Genomic DNA, 19,124 nt, shown 5'->3' on the forward strand with positions numbered 1-19,124 from the left:
CTACGCCGCTTTGCTATAAAGCACAAACGGCCGCCCGCCGGGCAGCTGTTTGTGCTTTATAGTGTGGAAATATTAGTTCCCTATCTCTTTAACCGCGGCATCAGCAGCAGCTACCGACGCGTTATCGCCCATTTTAGCGCGGGCATCTTTAACGCTGTTTATGGCTGCTATCAGTACCGGGCCGGCTCCATTAGCTTTATATTGCAGGCCTATGTTTTTCAGAATAGTGATACCTTGCTGAACATAGGTTGAGTTATCTATACGGCTAAGGTATGGCGCCATTTTGCGGAATACCGAAACAGCTATTTGCGGGTTGGCATCTATTTTAGCTTTAATAAACGGCCATTGTGCCGATGTGCCGTTATCAAGATAAACGTTCATAATGTTTACCGCCAATGCGCCTTCGGCTTCTTTTTCAAGGCTTTTGGCTAAGGTAGAAGCCTCGGCCGGGTCAAGCAGGGTAATGGCGTTAAATGCCGCGGCCTCAACAGCCAGCGATGGATTGTTCAGGGCGGATTTAAACAAATTCATATTACCCGACGCCTTTAACTTACCCAAAGCGGTAATTGCGGCGGCACGCACCAGCGTATTCGGGTCGGTTTGGGCCAGGCTGGCCAGGATAGGCTGGGCAGGGTTACGAATATCATCGTTGGTCATCGTCAGCCCGTTGATGACACGCAGTTGTATGCCAAAGTATTTATCTTTCAAAGCGGCTATCAGCACTTTTTGCGCTCCTTTATCGGCTTGTTTGGCCAATGCGGCGGTTACGGCCTCGTTACGGTCTAAGTATAACGGCGCGTTGAAGTACTGGAACACAAACTCATCAAGCGTTTTATTATCGGTTTTAGCCCAAAGGGTTTTCTTTTCGCCGTCCACGTTCACCAGGTCGGGCTTGCCGGCCAGCTGGTAACTTACCGAATCGACCGCGTTGCGCATCCAGTAGCTGTGGCGTACTTTTTTGCCGCCCTGGTAAATATCAATAGCCATTGGCAAAATAAAGGTTTGGCCGGCCTGGCTTTGTTTCAGGTAAACGGTTTGGGTCTTGGTAGCCGCATCCCATTTGTAGCTGATATTCATCACCGGATGACCAGCCCCATAATACCATTGATTAAAAAACCAGTTTAGGTCCTTGCCACTCACTTCTTCTAAGGCCAGGCGCAATTGCTGGGCTTCGCCATTTTTAAAGGCATTGGTTTTCAGGTATAAGCCTAAGCCTTTGTAAAACGCGTCGCGGCCAAGGAAGGTGCGTAGCATGTTAAGGATGGTACCGCCTTTTTGGTAGGTAACCGCATCAAAAACATCTTCCTTATCGTTATAAAAGAAGCGTACAAGGTTTTTCTTGTCGTTGGCACCGCCGCGCATGTAGTTTACGGCATCGGTGTATGAATGCGCATCGCCGGCATCCTGGCCGTATTTATGTTCGGCCCAAAGGGTTTCGCTAAAATCGGCGAAAGATTCGTTAACGGTCAGGTTGCTCCAGCTTTCGGCAGTTACATAATCGCCAAACCATTGGTGAAATAACTCGTGGGCGATGGTGCTTTGGCCCTGGCTATAGTAAGCGTCAAGTAGTTCGCGTTTGGTGGCCTGCACGTATTCGCCGTGCAGGGTAGCGCTGGTGTTTTCCATCGCGCCGCTCACATAATCGCGCACAACGATCTGCGCGTATTTATCCCAGGGATAATCAACACCCAAAGTTTTCGAATAAAAGTCGATCAACTCCGGGGTCTGGCCGAAGATATCTTTCGCATACGGCGCGTACTTAGGTTCCAGGTAATAATCAACCGGTTTGTTTTTCCATTTATCGTGATAAACCTTAAAATCGCCCACGGCCATCATAAACAGGTATGGCGAGTGCGGCAGGTCCTGCTTCCAGGTATCGGTGCGGGTACCATCGGCATTGGCTTTTTGCGATACCAGTTTACCGTTTGATAGCGTAACGTATTTTGATAATACCGTCATGCTGATCTCTTCGGTAGTTTTCTGGTTCGGCTTATCGATAGTAGGGAACCAGCACGATGAGCTTTCGGTTTCGCCCTGTGTCCATATCTGCGTAGGCTTGTTTTTTTCGGTACCGTCGGGGTTAATGAAGTACAGGCCCTTGGCATCGTTAATGGCCGCGCTGCCTTTTACTTTCAGTTCGTTCGGTTTCGATGTATAATCAATATACAGCGTATAATTTTCGCCGTTGGTATAGGTTTTATCCAGTTTGATGTTGAGCTGCAGGCTATCCTCGTAAGTATATTTAAGGGGGATGTTTTTGCCGGCTTTCACTACAAACAGGCCTTTAATATCCATGCCTTTGGCATCCAAACGCAGCGAATCGGTTGGGTAGAAATGCGGCTTCAGGGTTACCCACTCTTTGCCATACATATAGCGTTTTTTGTAATCGAAACGCACATCCAGTTTGGTGTGGATCAAATCGTTGATCTTTGGAGTGGTTTCGCGGTAAACGGTGCTGGTGGCCTGTGGCGTTGTTGGGGCCTGTGCCAAAGCCGCGGTACCGATGGCGCTTACACATGCGCCCGATATCAGCAGTGCTGAAATTGATCTGAATTTTATCATTGTTTAGTTTTGTGTGCTGTAAATTTTCCCTTCTTTCATAATAAATGCTATATCGCGCATGGCTTTAATGTCCTGTAACGGATCGCCGCTTACGGCTACCACATCGGCTATTTTGCCTTTGCTGATGCTGCCTGTTTTGGCGCTGATACCCAACAGATCGGCGGCGCTGGTGGTGGCAGCCTTTATGGCTTCTATTGGCGGCATACCGGCTTCTACCATATACTGAAATTCGATGGCGTTCTTTCCGTGGGCATAAACGCCGGCATCGGTACCAAAAGCTATCTTCACACCTGCCTTATAGGCCCTGGCAAAGGTAGCCTGTATCTGCGGACCAACCTCCTGCGCCTTGCGTGCGATCACCGGCGGGAAAAAGCCGGCTATCTTTGATGAATCGGCCACCGATTTGCCAGCTATGATAGTAGGTACATAATAAGTGCCGTATTGTTTGGCCAGTTTGATATCTTCATCATCCATAAAGGTACCATGCTCAATAGAGGTTACCCCGCCAAGTATGGCCCGGCGGATGCCCTCGGCGCCGTGGGCGTGGCAGGCTACCTTCAGGCCGTAATCCTTAGCGGTTTCTACCACCGCTTTAATCTCTTCGATACTGAACTGCGCACCCGAGCCGTCTTCGCTCAAGTCGAGCACGCCCCCGGTCGACGCGATCTTGATCACATCCGACCCGCGCTTAAACTGCAGGCGCACGGCTTTTATCAACTCGTCCTTACCATCGGCAACGCCATCATCCGGGCCGGGCCTGTGGCTGAAAACATCATCACGAAAGCCTACCGAGCCGTCCATATGCCCCCCGCTGGCCGAAATGGCCCTGCCTGCCGTAATAATACGCGGCCCGTCAACCAATCCTTTTTGGACGGCTTTACGCAGACTGATGTTCACACCCGAGCCGCCCAGATCGCGCACGGTGGTGAAGCCGGCCATTAAAGTTTTTTTTGCAAAGATGGCCGCATTATAAGCAATATCGGCATCGGTAAGGGTGAAGCCCTCGGTTGTGGAGTTTTTGTTGAACTGGCTTTCCAAATGCACATGGCAATCAATCAGTCCCGGCATTACGGTTTTATTGTGCAGGTCTACTACCTTATCGGCGCTACCGCCCGTGGTATAGCCTTTCTGGATATCGGTAATTAGTTTGCCCTCCACCACAATGGTCATTTGCGTTTGGGCAGTATTGCCGATCCCGTCAATCAATTTTCCGCACTGGATATAGGTTTTTTGGGCGAAGCAGGTGCCCGCCAGCAGCATAAGCGCCGTTGTGTAAAGGTTCCTCATCTTACCGATCAGTTAAATTGGTGATACGAAGTTACCTTTTTTTGCCTGAAAGCCTAAATCGGGATATGCGAATATCACTTTTTGTGTTTGATGCTAATTTAGATAGTTGTTGTGGCAATTTAACCACAAAGGGCACGAAGAAAAGAAACACTAAGGGCACTAAGGAGTTTTGTGATGATGATTAGCCACAGATGAGCACTTAAGACACTAAGGCTTATTTGATTTTCCTTCGTGATCTTTGTGAAAACCTTCGTGCCCTTTGTGGTTAAATTGCCACCTCCAAAAAGCAAAACGCCCCTGCACAAAATGCACCGGGGCGTTTCATTATCATTGCAAGAGACCAATTTCTAATCAACCAATCTCTAAAAACTAAATTAGCAATACTGCTCAAACGCGTCGATCAGGTTATCGGCTATCATTTGGGCGGGGCGGCCTTCAATCTGGTAACGCTCAATGATGTGCACCAGTTTGCCATCTTTAAACAGCGCCATTGATGGCGAAGACGGTGGGTAAGGCAGCATATAGTTGCGGGCTTTGTCAACCGCTTCTTTTTCCATACCGGCAAATACGGTTACCAGTTTATCAGGATGTTTGGCATTGGCGGCAGCCATGCGGGCAGCAGGGCGGGCATTGGCAGCGGCACAACCGCAAACCGAGTTCACCATTACAAAAACGGTTCCTTCGCTTTCGATAGCGGCGGTTACAGCATCAGCATCTTTTAATTCGGTGAAACCTACTCGGGTTAGTTCCTCGCGCATGGGGGCAACTAAATATTCTGGGTACATCATGTTCTTGTTCGATTTTTATACCTGCAAAAATATCAAAAACATCAGCAATAATTTTTTTTCGTTATAAATAATAACATTGTACTGACTTTCGTTTAAATTTGAATTTTAGTGACTTGCGCGTAGCGCAAGTTCGCAACGTGTTGTACCCTATTTAATGGATTATTGATGAACTTAAAGCGAAAGTATTTGAGCCGGAATTTTTTTACAAAAAACCCGAAACAGGACACAACCGAAACCATCACAGTAAAAAACAAGAATTTTAAACGCCTTAAAACCCTTACGGCAGCAGCATTGCTGGCTGTTGTGGCTTTGTTTTGCACGGTCATCAACCTGTCGCGCAAAAGCGATGAGCAGGCTGCGGAACGTGCGAAGCTGGTAACACAGATCAACGATCTGCACCGTAAACTGGGCGAGGAAACGCAGGCTTTAGACTCGGTAAGCACCCAGCAACAAACCAGCGACGAGAAGGCCATGAGCTACATCGGCAGCATCGAACAAAAGTTGACCAAAATTAACGATTACCTGAGCAAACGCGGCCTGCACGGCTTTAGCTTTAAGCGTATTGCCCCGGCAAAAAAGGCCGATAGCAAAGGCAAAACCGAAGCCATTTATTCTGATTACGATAATTACCTAACCCGTTTGGTAAACAATGTGGCTTATATGCCCATGGGCTATCCGCGGGTAAGCGCGTTTACCTCGTTCTTCGGGTATCGCGGCAACCCTTTCGATTTTGGTAACAGCGAGTTTCACCCCGGTATCGATTTCCGTGGCAAAACCGGCGACCCGGTAAAATGTACCGCCAACGGCACGGTAGAATTTGCCGGCCCGGCCGGTGGTTATGGCAACTGTGTGCGTATTAAACATATCAATAATTTGGTAACCGTATACGGGCACCTATCGCGCATATCAGTACGTACAGGTCAAAAAGTAAGTGTAGGCGATGTGATCGGCAAAGTAGGTTCAACCGGCCGCTCAACCGGTGCGCACCTGCACTACGAGGTACGCCGCAACGGCAAGGCGGTTAACCCGAAGGAGTATCTGAGTTTGAATTGAGTTAGTAGCAGTAAATAGTGGCAGTAGCAGTTTTTAATTGTGTACTGCTGCTATTTACTGCTACTGCCACTTTTACACCGCATCCATTTTATTCATATAAACTTAATATTGTATTTTGTAGGGTATTGCTTATCTTGCAACTCCTATTCACAATTTCAATGAGCGCTAAACCATCGGATGTAAGTACGGTAATTATTGTAAATAAAAACCAGCAGGGCACAAAAACACTGCAAATAAAAACCAAACACATCAGCCGTTTCAGGCAATATGTACTGGGGGTATTGGGGGTAATCGTATGTCTTTCGGGCACTATTGTTTACCTGCATAAGCAAAATGCTAAGCAGGAATTGGAAAAACAGCAACTAATGGCCCAGATCGTCAGTTTAAAAGGCCAGATCCCTGTTGCCAAAGCCGATGATGATAAAACCAGCGCCCAATCATACATACAGGCTATCGAGGATAAGCTTCAAAAAATTAACGGCTACCTGCGCAAGCGCGGCGTGCCGGGCTTTACTAATAAAAGCGTGGGCGGCAGCGGCAATAAAGACGCCGTTAAACTTACCGATAAGGAAAAGTACTCAATGTACGATGAATACCTGTCCCGCCTGGCCAAAACCGTAGCCTATACACCGCTGGGTTATCCGCGCGTAAGTTCGTTCACCTCGTTTTTTGGTTATCGTAATGATCCATTCGAGAACGGTAGCGCCGAGTTTCACCCCGGTATTGATTTTAAAGGACAAAAAGGCGATGCCGTAAAATGCACCGCTAATGGCACGGTTGTATATGCAGGCTGGTTTGGTGGCTACGGTAACTGCGTGCGGATACAGCATATCAACAGTTTGGAAACCCTGTATGGCCACCTGTCGCGTATTGATGTTAAGGTGGGGCAAAAGGTAGAGATGGGCGATGTGGTTGGCCGTGTGGGCTCAACCGGGCATTCAACAGGTACCCACTTACATTACGAGGTACGTAAAAACGGGGTGCCTATCAATCCTGTAAAATATTTAAGCATCAATAACTAATTATTCCGATACTTTCGTTTTCTGTATGGCCATTTTTAAAAAGACCGCGAAAATAGATTTAGATCAGCAAACCATCAGCAGCTTGCTTAGCGAGGGCTGCGTTATTGAGGGCAACCTGAAAGCCCCGTCGTTTGTGCGTATTGACGGCCAGGTTATTGGCGATGTAACTATTGAACAGGGCCTGATACTGGGCGAAAAAGGCCATATTAAAGGCCATGTAAGCGCTCGCCAAATGGTGGTGCACGGCTTAATTGAGGGCAACATCACCGCCGAAATATTAGAGATGCGCGGCACCGGGAAAATTACCGGCAATATTAAAACCACCAGTATACAGGTTGATGCAGGCGCTGTTTACAACGGCAACCTGAGTATGGCTTAGTTGCCTGCCTTAAGTCATCCCGAACTTGTTTTGGGATCCCATTTGCATAGCTGAACTTTTGCATACAGCACCTTAGTGATGGGACGCTGAAACAAGTTCAGCATGACATGTATGTTTTTCCGCTTAAGCCTCACCCTGCCCTCTCCAGAGGAGAGGGTTCCAAAGTCTCCTCCTCTGGGGGAGATTTAGAGGGGGCTTTCATCGGCATGTCATACAAACCATTAGAGGCCGCCGGGATTATATTACTCAGCATGACAATATATCTTCCACTAACCCCTACTCCTGCAAGCTGTTAAGCATTATTTCGTTTTCATCAGGTTATTGCTTAATTTTGCACTCTCAAATATCAAATACTATGTCATCAGTAGAAACCGCTTACACTAAATATTGGGTAAAAGACTTTTCGCTGGCCGATTGGGGCCGCAAGGAAATTGAACTGGCCGAAGCAGAAATGCCGGGCTTAATGGCATTGCGTGCCGAGTATGGCCCATCGCAGCCACTCGCTGGTGCCCGTATAGCAGGCTGCCTGCACATGACCATCCAAACCGCCGTTTTAATTGAAACGCTGGTAGCACTAGGGGCCGAGGTTACCTGGTCATCTTGCAATATCTTCTCAACTCAGGATCATGCCGCTGCCGCTATTGCTGCTGCCGGTATATCTGTTTATGCTAAAAAAGGCATGAATGCCGAAGAGTTTGACTGGTGCATCGAACAAACCCTGTTCTTTGGCGAAGACCGCAAACCATTGAACATGATCCTTGACGATGGCGGCGACCTGACCAACATGGTATTTGATAAATACCCTGAGCTGATAGCCGGCGTTAAAGGTTTATCGGAAGAAACCACTACCGGTGTACACCGTTTATACGAGCGCATGAAGAACGGCACCCTGCCAATCCCTGCTATCAACATTAACGATTCGGTTACCAAATCTAAATTCGATAACAAATACGGCTGCCGCGAATCGCTGGTTGATGCTATCCGCCGCGCTACCGACGTAATGATGGCCGGTAAAGTTGGCGTTGTTTGCGGTTATGGCGACGTAGGTAAAGGTTCGGCCGATTCGCTGCGTAATGCCGGCGTTCGGGTGATCGTTACCGAGATCGACCCGATCTGCGCACTGCAGGCCGCTATGGAGGGTTACGAAGTGAAAAAACTAAGTACCGCCATTGCCGAAGCTGATATCGTTGTTACCGCTACCGGCAACAAGAACATCGTTCGCGAAGAGCATTTCCGTGGTTTAAAGGATAAAGCTATTGTTTGTAACATCGGTCACTTTGATAATGAAATTGACATGGCCTGGTTAAACGGCGCTTATGGCAATACCAAAGTTGAAATTAAACCACAGGTTGATAAATACACCATCGACGGTAAAGACGTGATCGTACTGGCTGAAGGCCGTTTGGTGAACCTGGGTTGCGCTACCGGCCACCCAAGCTTTGTAATGAGCAACTCGTTCACTAACCAAACCCTGGCCCAGTTAGAGCTTTGGTTACACACCGATAAATACGAGAATAAAGTTTACGTATTACCAAAACACCTTGACGAAAAAGTTGCCCGCCTGCACTTAGCCAAAATTGGCGTAGAGCTGGAAGTGCTTGACCAGGACCAGGCCGATTACATTGGCGTAACGGTTGACGGTCCGTTCAAGGCTGATTACTACCGCTATTAATAGCTAAAAAGCTTTTAAATATAAAGGACATGGTTTTAGGGCTATGTCCTTTTTTGTGCCTAATAATATTCAATTTGCCGTTTCATTGTGCGCACGGCCACACCGTTACGCATGGCGTCCTCCTGTAGCCAGTTGCCATGGCTATCGATAATTGGGTAACGGAACACCCGGGTATGCACATCGCCATTTAAATTATCATAAGCGCCAAACCCGCCAATGTAATAGTTGTTAGAGTCGGTTTGGGTGAGCAGGTTGTTGTTATCATCGTAAGTGTTGAGTTGGCGGCTGTAAACCGCGTTTAATTCGTTATACCGGATTTGGCTAAGGCGGTTGCCCTTTTTATCGTAAGTATACACCTGGCGGTAATCCATAACGCCATTGCTGTTGTTCCAAATTTCTTCGATTGAGTGATGGGCGTTGTCGAAATGGTAGATCACCTTTTTAAAGGGCTTCCCGGCGGCATCGTAAGCATACATCGTATCCCGGTCGCCGGCTTTGCTGTAAATAATGCGCAGCATTACGCGTGCGCCGAATAAGATCTCCTCTACCAAATTATCTTGCGCGTTACGACTATAAACCGACCGGCTGATCTCCCTGCCCGATTGATAGGCCGTTACCAACTGCCGGCCATCGGTATTGTAGGTATTGGTAATAACTTCCACACTGCCATTGCGCTTATATACATAAGATGCTATTTGCTTCACCTGGCGGTTATAGGCGATGGCGCTTTTATATTGCCAGTCGCTGTCTATGCCGGCGCCCGTTTTAGGGGCATCATAAGTATAGGTGGTGATAAACTTTACAGGGCCTTTCATATCCTGGCGATTGATTTGGCCATGGCGTTCTATCCGCACGGCAAGGCTTAGGCTGATCGCGGTAGCGGCGACTGCTATAAAAAATAAAGGTTTCATGCTGATACGGTGTTTTGCAGAGGATGCAAAAGACAGGCGGATTCCATAAATATCTTGACACTTTATATTTTATTAGGAAACTTTTCTTCTACTTTTCCGCTTTCTCCTTCACATACTCTCCATGCTTCCAGCTATAAGTGCCCGGTTCAGATGTGGTCATTTGCGGTACCAGTTCGCCATTGCTTTTTAATTCGATAAGGATACCCTGCACGCCTACTTTGTAAATGAGGTTTTTGGTAGCTTCGAAATTGCCGGAGATCTGCAGCGTTTCAAATGTATTGTATCGCCCATACCCGCCGGCAACAGTGCAGCAGGTGGTGTTAAATGTTAAGTCTTCCATTTTTAACCGTGCCGGCGATGGTTTGCGCGACAAGGTAAAATCGGCAATATGAACAACGCCCTGCGAGTCGGCGGCGGTATGTGCCGTCAGCGTCAACGGCAATTCGAAGCCATCCATCTTAAAATTAAACTCCTTTATCACCGGCCGCCGGATCATTGTCCAACCGGGATGTTTAGCCTTAATATCTTCGCTTAACAGAATGCCGCCCTGGTCGATACGGAAATATTGCCAGCCGATCAATGTTAGGGTGATCAAAATAAGAGCGGGGAGAAAAAGGCGTTTCATGGTTTAATTGCGCGTTAGGTTGAGCAGCCCTTGAAGATACGGATAATTATTATATTAGCTTATCAAACCAATCCCTGCCATGATCAAAAAACCTTTACTAATTGCGGTGCTGCTGTTAGCGGCTACTTGTTTTTATACCTGCAAAGGCCCCGAAGGGCAACAGGCATCTTCGGGCATATCCTTAGCCGATTATTTTAAAGATACCTCAGCGGGCAGACGTACCGGCGGGGTGCAGATCGTGCAGATCAATACACCTAAAGGGAAGTTCAACATCTGGACCAAACGTATCGGCAATAACCCTAAAATAAAACTGCTGTTACTGAACGGTGGCCCCGGCGCCACGCACGAGTACTTTGAGTGCATGGAAAGCTTCCTGCCGGCCGGGGGTATCGAATTAATTTATTACGATCAGTTGGGCTGCGGTAATTCGGATAACCCTAAGGATACCGCTATGTGGAGCTTGCCACGCTATGTGGAAGAGGTGGAGCAGGTGCGCCAGGCGCTAAAGCTGGATAGTACTAACTTTTACCTGCTCGGGCACTCATGGGGTGGCCTGCTGGCGATGGAATACGCGCTTAAATATCAGCAGCATCTGAAAGGCCTCATCATATCGAACATGATGGCCAGCGCGCCCGATTATGGTAAATATGCCGAAGATGTTTTAGCGAAGCAGATGGATCCAAAGATATTAGCCCGCATCCGTGGTATCGAAGCTAAGGGCAATTTCAGCGACCCTGAATATATGAACCTGCTGATGCCTAATTTTTACGATAAACACTTCTGCCGCTTACCATTCCCCGATCCGGTGAACCGTGCTATGAGCAAACTCAACGAATCGTTATACATTACCATGCAGGGGCCAAGTGAGTTTGGCGTATCAGGCAAACTGGTAAAATGGGACCGCAAAGCCGATCTGCCAAAAATAACCGTGCCTGCATTAAGCATCGGCGCGAAAGACGATACCATGGACCCCAAGCACATGGAGTGGATGGCCACGCAATTTAAAAACGGCAGCTACCTGTATTGCCCCAACGGCACCCACATGGCCATGTACGATGACCAACAGGTTTATATGACAGGGCTGATCAAATTTATTAAAGGGGTAGACGCGGGAGAGAAGAAGGTGAAGCTGTAGTACCTCTCCCCGGCTCTCTCCAAGGGGGCTACTGTGTGGACACAAGTATGCTATAAAAGCCGAAGTTTTGCAGGATGGACGAACCCATCAATACAAACCCAGATTTTAAAGGGGCCTTTGGCGATATACGGATAGAAAAACGTGCAGCTGTAGCTTTGAGGAAGTTAACCACTGGCCGTAACAGCAGTTTAAGGCAGACTACGGAAAGCGACGCTAAGCAAAAGAGTTTTACCGGTTGTTCAATAACGAAAATTTCAGCGAATCTTCCATAGAGAAAAGCATTGTGGAGCACTGCCGGTCATTAAGTTCACTTAACATCGGCCTGATCACGCTGTATAAATCGGCTTACGATATTGTATCATCAAAGCAAATTGTTTACGAGGGCGATGCCAAAAAGTACGATAACTTTAAGGATAAAAACGTATCCTATTGCTTCGACCTGCTGGTGAAGCCTGAACAAAAGGACAGCCTGTACATCATTATGCAGCAAAAGCTACAGCAATCGCTACCGGTAAAAGCCCGCATTGAGATGCGCGATACCGATGTATATGTGTTAAAGCTAAAAGAAGATGGCAAGATTACGCTCCCTTCATCAAAACTTACTGCACTAACTTATGGCTTCAGCGGCACCGGCTTCGAAGGGCAGGGCGCTACCCTGGCCGACTTTGCAAACGTTTACCTGAGTAACGAATTTCCGCTGCCCGTGCTTGATGAAACCGGACTGACCGGCAGGCACGATATTAAAACCAATGTGGAGATGCGCACTAAGGAAGGTATCCTGAAATCTATAGATGATATTGGGTTTAAAGTGGAGAAGACGCGGCGTAAGGTGCGGATTATGGTATTGTATACGGAAAGTGGGCCGAAGATATAAGGCATAGGAAATAAAGAGCAGATTGTCATTTCGAACACTTGGTGGGTGGGGAATGGCGAGGAAAGGGTGAGAAATCTTATACGTGCGATAGGTAAGCAGTATAAGATTTCTCCTCATCCCCAGCGCACATTCCTCCGCTGATTCGTTCGAAATGACATGTTGGAATGATGGTTAACACCATCACGGGAACTTATAAATAATACCCAACGCCAAACCCTCGGTGCCCTGGGGTTTGGTTGATGTATCGTTATCAAACAAGGCTGTGGCGGTGATATTCACATTGATCAGGCGGTTCACCTTGGCTATCAGTATGGCATCCAAACGGTGGTCGATGTTGATCAGTCCACGGCCGTAGGGGATAAAACCTGCGTAACGGGCGCTTAGGTTAAGGTTAGGCATAATATCCTTAGCATAGGTTGCTACCACCTGAAACGCCAGCTCGTTTTTAAAAGTGTTTCCGGGCTTAACACCGTAGTTTGATGATATGGCGTGGTAAATAGTAGTATCCAGCACAAATGTTTGGCGGGCGGTACCAGTACCTATACGCAAGTCGAAAGCTTTATTGGGCTTATACTCCAAACCCACCGATTCGGTAACATAACCAGGCGACATCAGGCTTGATATCAGTATCGGGTTACCGTTTGCAGGATATTGGTAACCCTTGTCAAATTGCGATTCGAAGGTTAACGAGCCGAAGAAGAACCAGCTTTTAGACAATTGCGTGGCCACCTTGTTATCAAAGAAAAGGCGGTCGTTGGTTTTACGTGCTATCTGCCCTTTGTTGGTTACACGTCCATAAAGGGCTATCAATTCACCGGTATAATCAAAGGGGGCTTTGCTGTATTCGGTTTTGTAATCAAAATTGGTGCCTATGGCCAGCGAGCTTACACCACCGGCCGCCCAGTTGCTGCTAAAGGCCGATTGGTTAAGGTTGATGCCAAAAGTGATCCATTTGCGCCAGTAGTTTACCTTGTAATCCATCAGCGATACGGGCACCTTCTCCTCGCGAATGATCATGGGCCTTACCCGTATGGGGATGGCATTACGGCGTGGATTAATACGATAATTATTAAGCTGGGCGGTATCAATTTTCAGGCTGTCGGCCCGTTTAAGGCTGTCCGTTTTTTGGGCGAAAGCAGGTGCTACAATACATAAGCAGACAACAAGAAATAACCCGGATACTGTTTTTAACATAGCGCGACAAAGAAAAGCAAAAAACCTTTTGCAGAAAAGTTTATGTTTTAAACACTTGCCTTAGAACGGCGTTTGCCCTGATATATTTTAGTTAGATGCGAAATGCCATCATCATTTGCATATCTGCACATCCACGCGTTTGCACATTCACTCCCCCTTTAGGGGCCGGGAGACTCTAAATCCCCAACGCTTCACAAGCCTTTTCAGCCGATAGCTTTTCGGCGTTCTTTTTACTGAACTCCTTACCAAGGCCCATTACCTCGCCATCGATAATGGCGTGTACGCTGAAGAGTTTATTGCTCTCGCCTTCCTGGTTCTCTACCAAATCAAAGCTTACATCCTTGCCGTGGCGCTGGCACCACTCAATCAGCTTACTTTTAAAGTTTGTTTCGGTTTGCTCCAGCTTGTGGATATCAATGTGCGATTTAATAATATGGTTGATCAAAAAATCTTTTGTAAACTCGTAGCCCTTATCCAGGTATACGGCGCCAATTAAAGCCTCAAAAGCATCGCCCAGCAGCGAACCCTGGCGGGTATTGCTCACCATGCGGTTATCATATTCTATCAATTGCTCGAAACCCATTTTGCGGGCCAGCGCGTTAAGGTTAACGCGGCTTACAATTTTGGAGCGTAGTTCGGTAAGGAAGCCTTCATCTTTATAAGGATAAAGCTTGAACAGCACCTCTGCCACTACGCTGCCCAGAACGGCATCGCCCAAAAACTCCAGGCGCTCATTGCTGTTCTTTACGCCTTTTTTTACGTTGGTGGCAATTGATTTATGGCGGAATGCCATACGGTATAAAGACAAATTGCCCGGTATAAAACCGAGCAAATTCTTTAATTTTTTAACATATTTCCTGTCGGAAGAAAGATACAGCTTATAAAACCCGAATACTGGCATTTAACAGGCTTTAGTCCTCGTATTTTTTGAAGATAACGGAAGCATTGTGCCCGCCAAACCCAAACCCATTACTCTGTGCTGCCCTTACTACCCGCTTTTGTGCTTTGTTAAAGGTAAAATTAATACGTGGGTCAAACGCCGGATCATCCGTAAAGTGGTTGATGGTAGGCGGAACGATATCGTGCTTAACAGCCATAATAGCCGCTATAGCTTCAACCGCGCCAGCCGCACCAAGCAGGTGACCAGTCATTGATTTGGTAGAGCTTACGTTAATGCGATAGATCTCCTCGCCATAAGCATCCATAATGGCTTTTACTTCCTGCGGGTCGCCTATCGGGGTTGATGTACCGTGTACGTTCACATAGTCGATATCAGCAGGTGTCATGCCGGCATCTTCCAATGCTGCCTTCATTACCAGTGCCGCGCCCAAACCCTCGGGATGAGGGGCCGTCATGTGGTAGGCATCGGCACTCATGCCGCCGCCCATCATTTCGGCATAGATCTTGGCTCCGCGCGCTTTGGCGTGCTCCAGTTCTTCCAGTATAATGGTTCCCGCGCCCTCGCCGGCTACAAAGCCGTCGCGGTCAAGGTCGAAAGGCCTCGACGCGGTTGCAGGATCATCGTTACGGGTTGAAAGGGCATGCATGGCGTTAAAACCACCTATACCAGCTTCGTTAATAATGGCCTCGCTACCACCGCTGATAAACATATTGGCTTTACCCAAACGGATGTAGTTGAAAGCATCTATCAGCGAATTGTTTGATGACGCGCAGGCCGATACCGTAGTAAAGTTAGGGCCGCGCAGGCCATATTTAATAGAGATATGCCCGGGGGCAATATCGGCTATCATTTTGGGGATAAAGAAAGGGTTAAAACGCGGGGTTCCGTCGCCTTTTGCAAAAGCAATAACTTCGTCTAAAAAGGTTTTTAAACCGCCTATGCCCGAACCCCATATCACACCTATGCGGCTGGTGTCCAGCTTATCAAAATCTAAGCCGGCATCATTTACCGCTTCCTCGGTAGAATATAGCGCGTACTGAACGAATGGGTCCAGTTTACGCGCATCCTTCCTGCCCAAGAAAGCGTCCGCGTCAAAGCCTTTCACTTCGCAGGCGAACTGCGTTTTGAACTTCGACGTATCGAAACTTTTTATCAAAGCTGCGCCGCTTACTCCATTGATCAACCCGTTCCAGTAATCCTGAACGTTATTGCCAATAGGAGTAAGAGCACCAAGCCCGGTTACAACAACTCTTTTAAACTCCATTTAATAAGGAAAAGTGGGAGCAGATATTATTTAACGTTTTTTTCAAGGTAAGCGATGGCCTGGCCAACAGTACCGATGGTTTCTGCCTGATCGTCAGGAATAGCCACGTTAAATTCTTTTTCAAACTCCATGATCAGTTCCACGGTGTCTAAAGAGTCTGCACCTAAGTCGTTGGTGAAACTTGCTTCAGGTGTAACTTCACTTTCGTCAACACCTAATTTTTCTACGATAATAGCTTTAACTCTTGAAGCGATATCAGACATAGTCTTTTGTTTTTAATGATTAAATAAATTCTGTGCAAAGAAAAATAAATTAAATCAAATATCAAACCTAAAATCTCTGCATTAAATACAACAATATTTTATGGCTTGTGTTTGTGTTATTAAGTTTGCAAACTTAATGATATTGTTTTGAATAAAAAGGTTTTAAAGTTCGAGATCGACCTTGATTTTGTACTGATCGCTATCACATCGGCTCAAAAAGACTATCGCCTGTGCTATCTTGTAAACAAGTATTTACATTTCAACTTTGCGCGCGTGGCCGACCTGGAGGTGAATATCTACCCTACTTCGGCCGATGCCGTGCCTTTTTCTATGTACGAATACTTTTGGGAAGCCAGCGAAACATCGTTTTACCTGATCGCTAACCGCGGAATTGATGGCCTGCTGATACCCGAAATGCGCGAGGCCGACTATTTTTTAATGATCAAAAACTATATTGATGACGAGGACCTTAATAATTTAATATTAGGTTTAAATAAGATACCCGAAATTGTGGCCGCAATAAAGATTGATCCGAAAAAGATAAAATCACGAGAAAATCTGTTATTTTAGCGCAATTTTTACAAGGTGTGAAAAATACACTATATTGCGGCTGCTTAGCCCAATTAAACCGCTTAACGAAATGAAATTATCTTACAACAGAACTAAAATAGTTGCCACCATGGGTCCGGCGTCTGCCAAAAAAGACGTTTTGATGTCCATGATAAAGGCTGGTGTTAACGTTTGCCGGCTGAATTTTTCGCACGGCCGGCCTGAAGACCACCAGAAAACTATCGACATTATCCGCGAGATAAACGATAAATATAAAGTAAACGTAGGCATCCTGGCCGACTTACAGGGCCCTAAGATCCGTATTGGTTTGGTAAAAGATGGCGGTATCCACCTGGCCAACGGAAAGCGTATTAACATGACCACTACCGAATGTATTGGCGACGATAACCAGATCTATATTACTTACGATACCTTCCCGCAGGATGTAAAAGCCGGCGAAATTATCTTGCTGGATGACGGCAAGATCCAGATGAAAGTGATAGAGACCAACAAAAAAGACCTGGTAGTTTGCGAAGTGGTACACGGCGGTATCTTAACATCGCGTAAAGGTGTTAACCTGCCAAACACTAAAGTATCTATCCCAAGCTTAACCGAGGAAGATCTGGTGAACCTTGATTTCGCTTTGGCTAACGATGTGGAATGGATCGGTTTATCTTTTGTGCGTACCGCCGAGGATATTGTTGAACTAAAACGCATCATCAGCCGTAGCGGCAAGGCATCACGCGTGATAGCCAAGATAGAAAAGCCCGAGGCTATTGATAATATCGACAGCATTATTGAAGCTACCGACGGTGTGATGGTAGCCCGTGGCGACCTGGGTGTGGAAATGCCTTTGGAAGAAGTGCCATTGCTGCAAAAAATGATTGCCCGCAAATGCCGTGCGGCATCTAAACCGGTAATTATTGCTACGCAGATGCTGGAAAGCATGATCACTACCCCGCGCCCAACCCGTGCCGAGGTGAACGACGTAGCCAACTCGGTACTTGACGGCGCCGACGCAGTGATGCTGAGCGGCGAAACATCAGTTGGCGAGTTCCCGCTGATCGTTATCGAAACTATGGCCAAGATCGTTCGTAATGTGGAAGAGCAGGGTTACCCCTTCAACTCAATTAAAGCGCCTTATGATAAAGTTGCAGCCGCCAATAAACTCAGCAACGCGGTTTGCGAATCGGCGGTGCATATGGCTGGGCAAACCGATGCCGTGGGTATTGTATCCATGACTTTCTCGGGCTATACCGCCTTTGAAATTTCGAGCTACCGCCCTAAGGCCAATACCTACATCTTTACATCGAACAGGAACCTGCTGAACGCTTTAAGCCTGGTTTGGGGGGTAAAGGCTTTCTATTACGATAAAACCGAGAGCACCGATAAAACCATCAGCGATGTAAACAACATCCTGAAAAAGGAAAACCTGGTTGAGGTTGGCGACGTGGTAATTAATACAGCCGCCGTACCAATTGCTAAGCAAGGCAAAACCAATATGCTGAAGGTTGCCGTAATTGATTAATTCGGTGCTCAGTGGTTAGTTAATCAGAGATTAGTGACCTGCATAAATGAATAAAGGGGAGCATTTTGCTCCCCTTTATTCGTTTAATAATTATTACCGCGACGATACTTTATTAACGGCGCATGCATTAACCGGCGCTTCGCCATACGGATACTGCGCAGCCAGGTTAAATATTTCGGTATTAAACTGGCTGAACGTCTCCTCCCACTTCTTAGCCTCCTCGGGACTGTAGGCATATAAGCCCTGCAGGTTTTGGATGCCGCGGCCATTTTCCTCCACTATCTTTTGCATTACTTCGGGCACTTCATCGGTATTGGACAGACCGGGAAATGTCTTTTTAAAGATCTCGATCTGATCACCAACGCCGGTAAAATCCATCCGGCGGAAGATGCCCATCAGCGTGATCCATGAGCCGACATCGTAACGGAATACTTTATCGGCATCGTCCATGCTTGCCCGTCCCTCGTCCATCAGGTGGAAGATCTCGCGGTAAACGGCATACATCAGCCTGTTGGTGATAAAGCCTTTGATATCCTTACGTAATAAGGTAGGTTCCTTACCCCAATGGTGCGCCAGCCGGAACACCCAGTTAGCCTTAGCCTCATCGGTATCTGCGCCGCAGGTGATCTCCATAAAGCGGGTAGCAAAGGCCGGCTCGGCATAGTGCACGCCTAAAAAGCGCCCTGGTATGGCAACCAGTTGCTGCAGGGTGCTGATGGGTATTGCCGAAGTATTGCTGGCAATAATGGCATCGTGCCCCACCACATCGGTAATGGCATGGTAAACGGTGGTTTTGATATCAATGTCCTCGATCACGCACTCCAAAACCAAATGGCAATTGGCCAGCGTGCTGTAATCCATGCTGATCTCCAGCCGGCTGGTATAGTAAGCGATATCATATTTCAGCAGATCGGCCTGGGCGCAAATATCCAACAGGCCGGCAATGCGGGCTTCGGCCTGTTCAAAATCTTCAGGTATTGGCGCTATGGCTTTTACTTGGTGCCCGGATACCAGCAGCGATACAATAATGCTGCTGCCCATCAGCCCGATGCCCACTACGCCCACTTCAATATCAGCCGGAACTATCTGTTCTTCTGTCATGCTGCCTGGCATATCA

Annotated in this window: 18 protein-coding genes; 8 read left to right on the forward strand and 10 right to left on the reverse strand. The window is 47.2% G+C overall.

Annotated features, from left to right (window positions below; genetic code table 11):
- Positions 1-72: 72 nt before the first annotated feature.
- The 3 genes from HQ865_RS19360 to HQ865_RS19370 form a co-directional block, all read right to left on the reverse strand.
- Positions 73-2,562, reverse strand: a complete 2,490-nt coding sequence (locus HQ865_RS19360; protein ID WP_173416487.1) for a M1 family metallopeptidase — start codon at positions 2,560-2,562, stop codon at positions 73-75.
- 3 nt (positions 2,563-2,565) lie between these two features.
- Complete coding sequence (locus HQ865_RS19365) at positions 2,566-3,849, reverse strand: metal-dependent hydrolase family protein (RefSeq protein ID WP_173416488.1); 1,284 nt, start codon at positions 3,847-3,849, stop codon at positions 2,566-2,568.
- A gap of 374 nt (positions 3,850-4,223) precedes the next feature.
- Positions 4,224-4,634 carry a BrxA/BrxB family bacilliredoxin gene (locus HQ865_RS19370; RefSeq protein WP_173417854.1) on the reverse strand — a complete coding sequence of 137 codons (411 nt, stop codon included), beginning with the start codon at positions 4,632-4,634 and terminating at the stop codon, positions 4,224-4,226.
- 189 nt (positions 4,635-4,823) lie between these two features.
- Here HQ865_RS19370 and HQ865_RS19375 point away from each other — a divergent pair, with 189 nt between their 5' ends.
- From HQ865_RS19375 to ahcY, 4 genes are all read left to right on the forward strand, one after another.
- Positions 4,824-5,690: a M23 family metallopeptidase gene (locus tag HQ865_RS19375; RefSeq protein WP_202020405.1), complete on the forward strand. Its 867-nt coding sequence runs from the start codon at positions 4,824-4,826 to the stop codon at positions 5,688-5,690.
- A gap of 158 nt (positions 5,691-5,848) precedes the next feature.
- The gene (locus HQ865_RS19380; RefSeq protein WP_173416489.1) at positions 5,849-6,712 is read left to right on the forward strand and encodes a peptidoglycan DD-metalloendopeptidase family protein; all 864 of its coding nucleotides are present in this window, start codon (positions 5,849-5,851) and stop codon (positions 6,710-6,712) included.
- Between the two features lie 25 nt (positions 6,713-6,737).
- The gene (locus HQ865_RS19385; RefSeq protein WP_173416490.1) at positions 6,738-7,091 is read left to right on the forward strand and encodes a bactofilin family protein; all 354 of its coding nucleotides are present in this window, start codon (positions 6,738-6,740) and stop codon (positions 7,089-7,091) included.
- A 355-nt stretch (positions 7,092-7,446) separates the two neighbouring features.
- Positions 7,447-8,763, forward strand: coding sequence for an adenosylhomocysteinase (gene ahcY, locus HQ865_RS19390; protein WP_173416491.1), 1,317 nt, complete (start codon positions 7,447-7,449; stop codon positions 8,761-8,763).
- Positions 8,764-8,822: 59 nt separating this feature from the next.
- Here ahcY and HQ865_RS19395 read toward each other — a convergent pair whose 3' ends face one another.
- Complete coding sequence (locus tag HQ865_RS19395; RefSeq protein ID WP_173416492.1) at positions 8,823-9,674, reverse strand: hypothetical protein; 852 nt, start codon at positions 9,672-9,674, stop codon at positions 8,823-8,825.
- Between the two features lie 88 nt (positions 9,675-9,762).
- Complete coding sequence (locus HQ865_RS19400) at positions 9,763-10,299, reverse strand: hypothetical protein (protein ID WP_173416493.1); 537 nt, start codon at positions 10,297-10,299, stop codon at positions 9,763-9,765.
- 79 nt (positions 10,300-10,378) lie between these two features.
- On the opposite strand from HQ865_RS19400, the gene HQ865_RS19405 reads away from it, so the two are divergent.
- Together HQ865_RS19405 and HQ865_RS19410 are read left to right on the forward strand one after the other, a co-directional pair.
- Complete coding sequence (locus tag HQ865_RS19405) at positions 10,379-11,434, forward strand: proline iminopeptidase-family hydrolase (RefSeq protein ID WP_173416494.1); 1,056 nt, start codon at positions 10,379-10,381, stop codon at positions 11,432-11,434.
- A gap of 235 nt (positions 11,435-11,669) precedes the next feature.
- Positions 11,670-12,308 carry a DUF3738 domain-containing protein gene (locus tag HQ865_RS19410; protein ID WP_173416495.1) on the forward strand — a complete coding sequence of 213 codons (639 nt, stop codon included), beginning with the start codon at positions 11,670-11,672 and terminating at the stop codon, positions 12,306-12,308.
- A 180-nt stretch (positions 12,309-12,488) separates the two neighbouring features.
- On the opposite strand, the gene HQ865_RS19415 is transcribed toward HQ865_RS19410, so the two are convergent.
- The 4 genes from HQ865_RS19415 to HQ865_RS19430 all read right to left on the reverse strand — a co-directional run bounded on the left by HQ865_RS19415 (position 12,489) and on the right by HQ865_RS19430 (position 15,930).
- Positions 12,489-13,502, reverse strand: coding sequence for a DUF3078 domain-containing protein (locus HQ865_RS19415; protein ID WP_173416496.1), 1,014 nt, complete (start codon positions 13,500-13,502; stop codon positions 12,489-12,491).
- Positions 13,503-13,677: 175 nt separating this feature from the next.
- Positions 13,678-14,403 (reverse strand): ribonuclease III, encoded by a 726-nt coding sequence (gene rnc / locus HQ865_RS19420; RefSeq protein ID WP_173416497.1) that lies wholly within the window; start codon positions 14,401-14,403, stop codon positions 13,678-13,680.
- Between the two features lie 10 nt (positions 14,404-14,413).
- Positions 14,414-15,667, reverse strand: coding sequence for a beta-ketoacyl-ACP synthase II (gene fabF, locus HQ865_RS19425; protein ID WP_173416498.1), 1,254 nt, complete (start codon positions 15,665-15,667; stop codon positions 14,414-14,416).
- Between the two features lie 26 nt (positions 15,668-15,693).
- Positions 15,694-15,930: an acyl carrier protein gene (locus HQ865_RS19430; RefSeq protein WP_008508386.1), complete on the reverse strand. Its 237-nt coding sequence runs from the start codon at positions 15,928-15,930 to the stop codon at positions 15,694-15,696.
- Positions 15,931-16,077: 147 nt separating this feature from the next.
- Here HQ865_RS19430 and HQ865_RS19435 point away from each other — a divergent pair, with 147 nt between their 5' ends.
- Together HQ865_RS19435 and pyk are read left to right on the forward strand one after the other, a co-directional pair.
- Positions 16,078-16,500: an IPExxxVDY family protein gene (locus tag HQ865_RS19435; protein ID WP_173416499.1), complete on the forward strand. Its 423-nt coding sequence runs from the start codon at positions 16,078-16,080 to the stop codon at positions 16,498-16,500.
- A 70-nt stretch (positions 16,501-16,570) separates the two neighbouring features.
- Complete coding sequence (pyk, locus tag HQ865_RS19440) at positions 16,571-18,007, forward strand: pyruvate kinase (protein WP_173416500.1); 1,437 nt, start codon at positions 16,571-16,573, stop codon at positions 18,005-18,007.
- Positions 18,008-18,100: 93 nt separating this feature from the next.
- Here the strand turns inward: pyk and HQ865_RS19445 are convergent, their stop codons facing one another.
- Positions 18,101-19,120 (reverse strand): 3-hydroxyacyl-CoA dehydrogenase family protein, encoded by a 1,020-nt coding sequence (locus HQ865_RS19445; protein ID WP_202020406.1) that lies wholly within the window; start codon positions 19,118-19,120, stop codon positions 18,101-18,103.
- Between the last annotated feature and the right edge of the window lie 4 nt (positions 19,121-19,124).

The sequence above is a fragment of the Mucilaginibacter mali genome (assembly GCF_013283875.1).
GTDB classification, from domain to species: domain Bacteria; phylum Bacteroidota; class Bacteroidia; order Sphingobacteriales; family Sphingobacteriaceae; genus Mucilaginibacter; species Mucilaginibacter mali.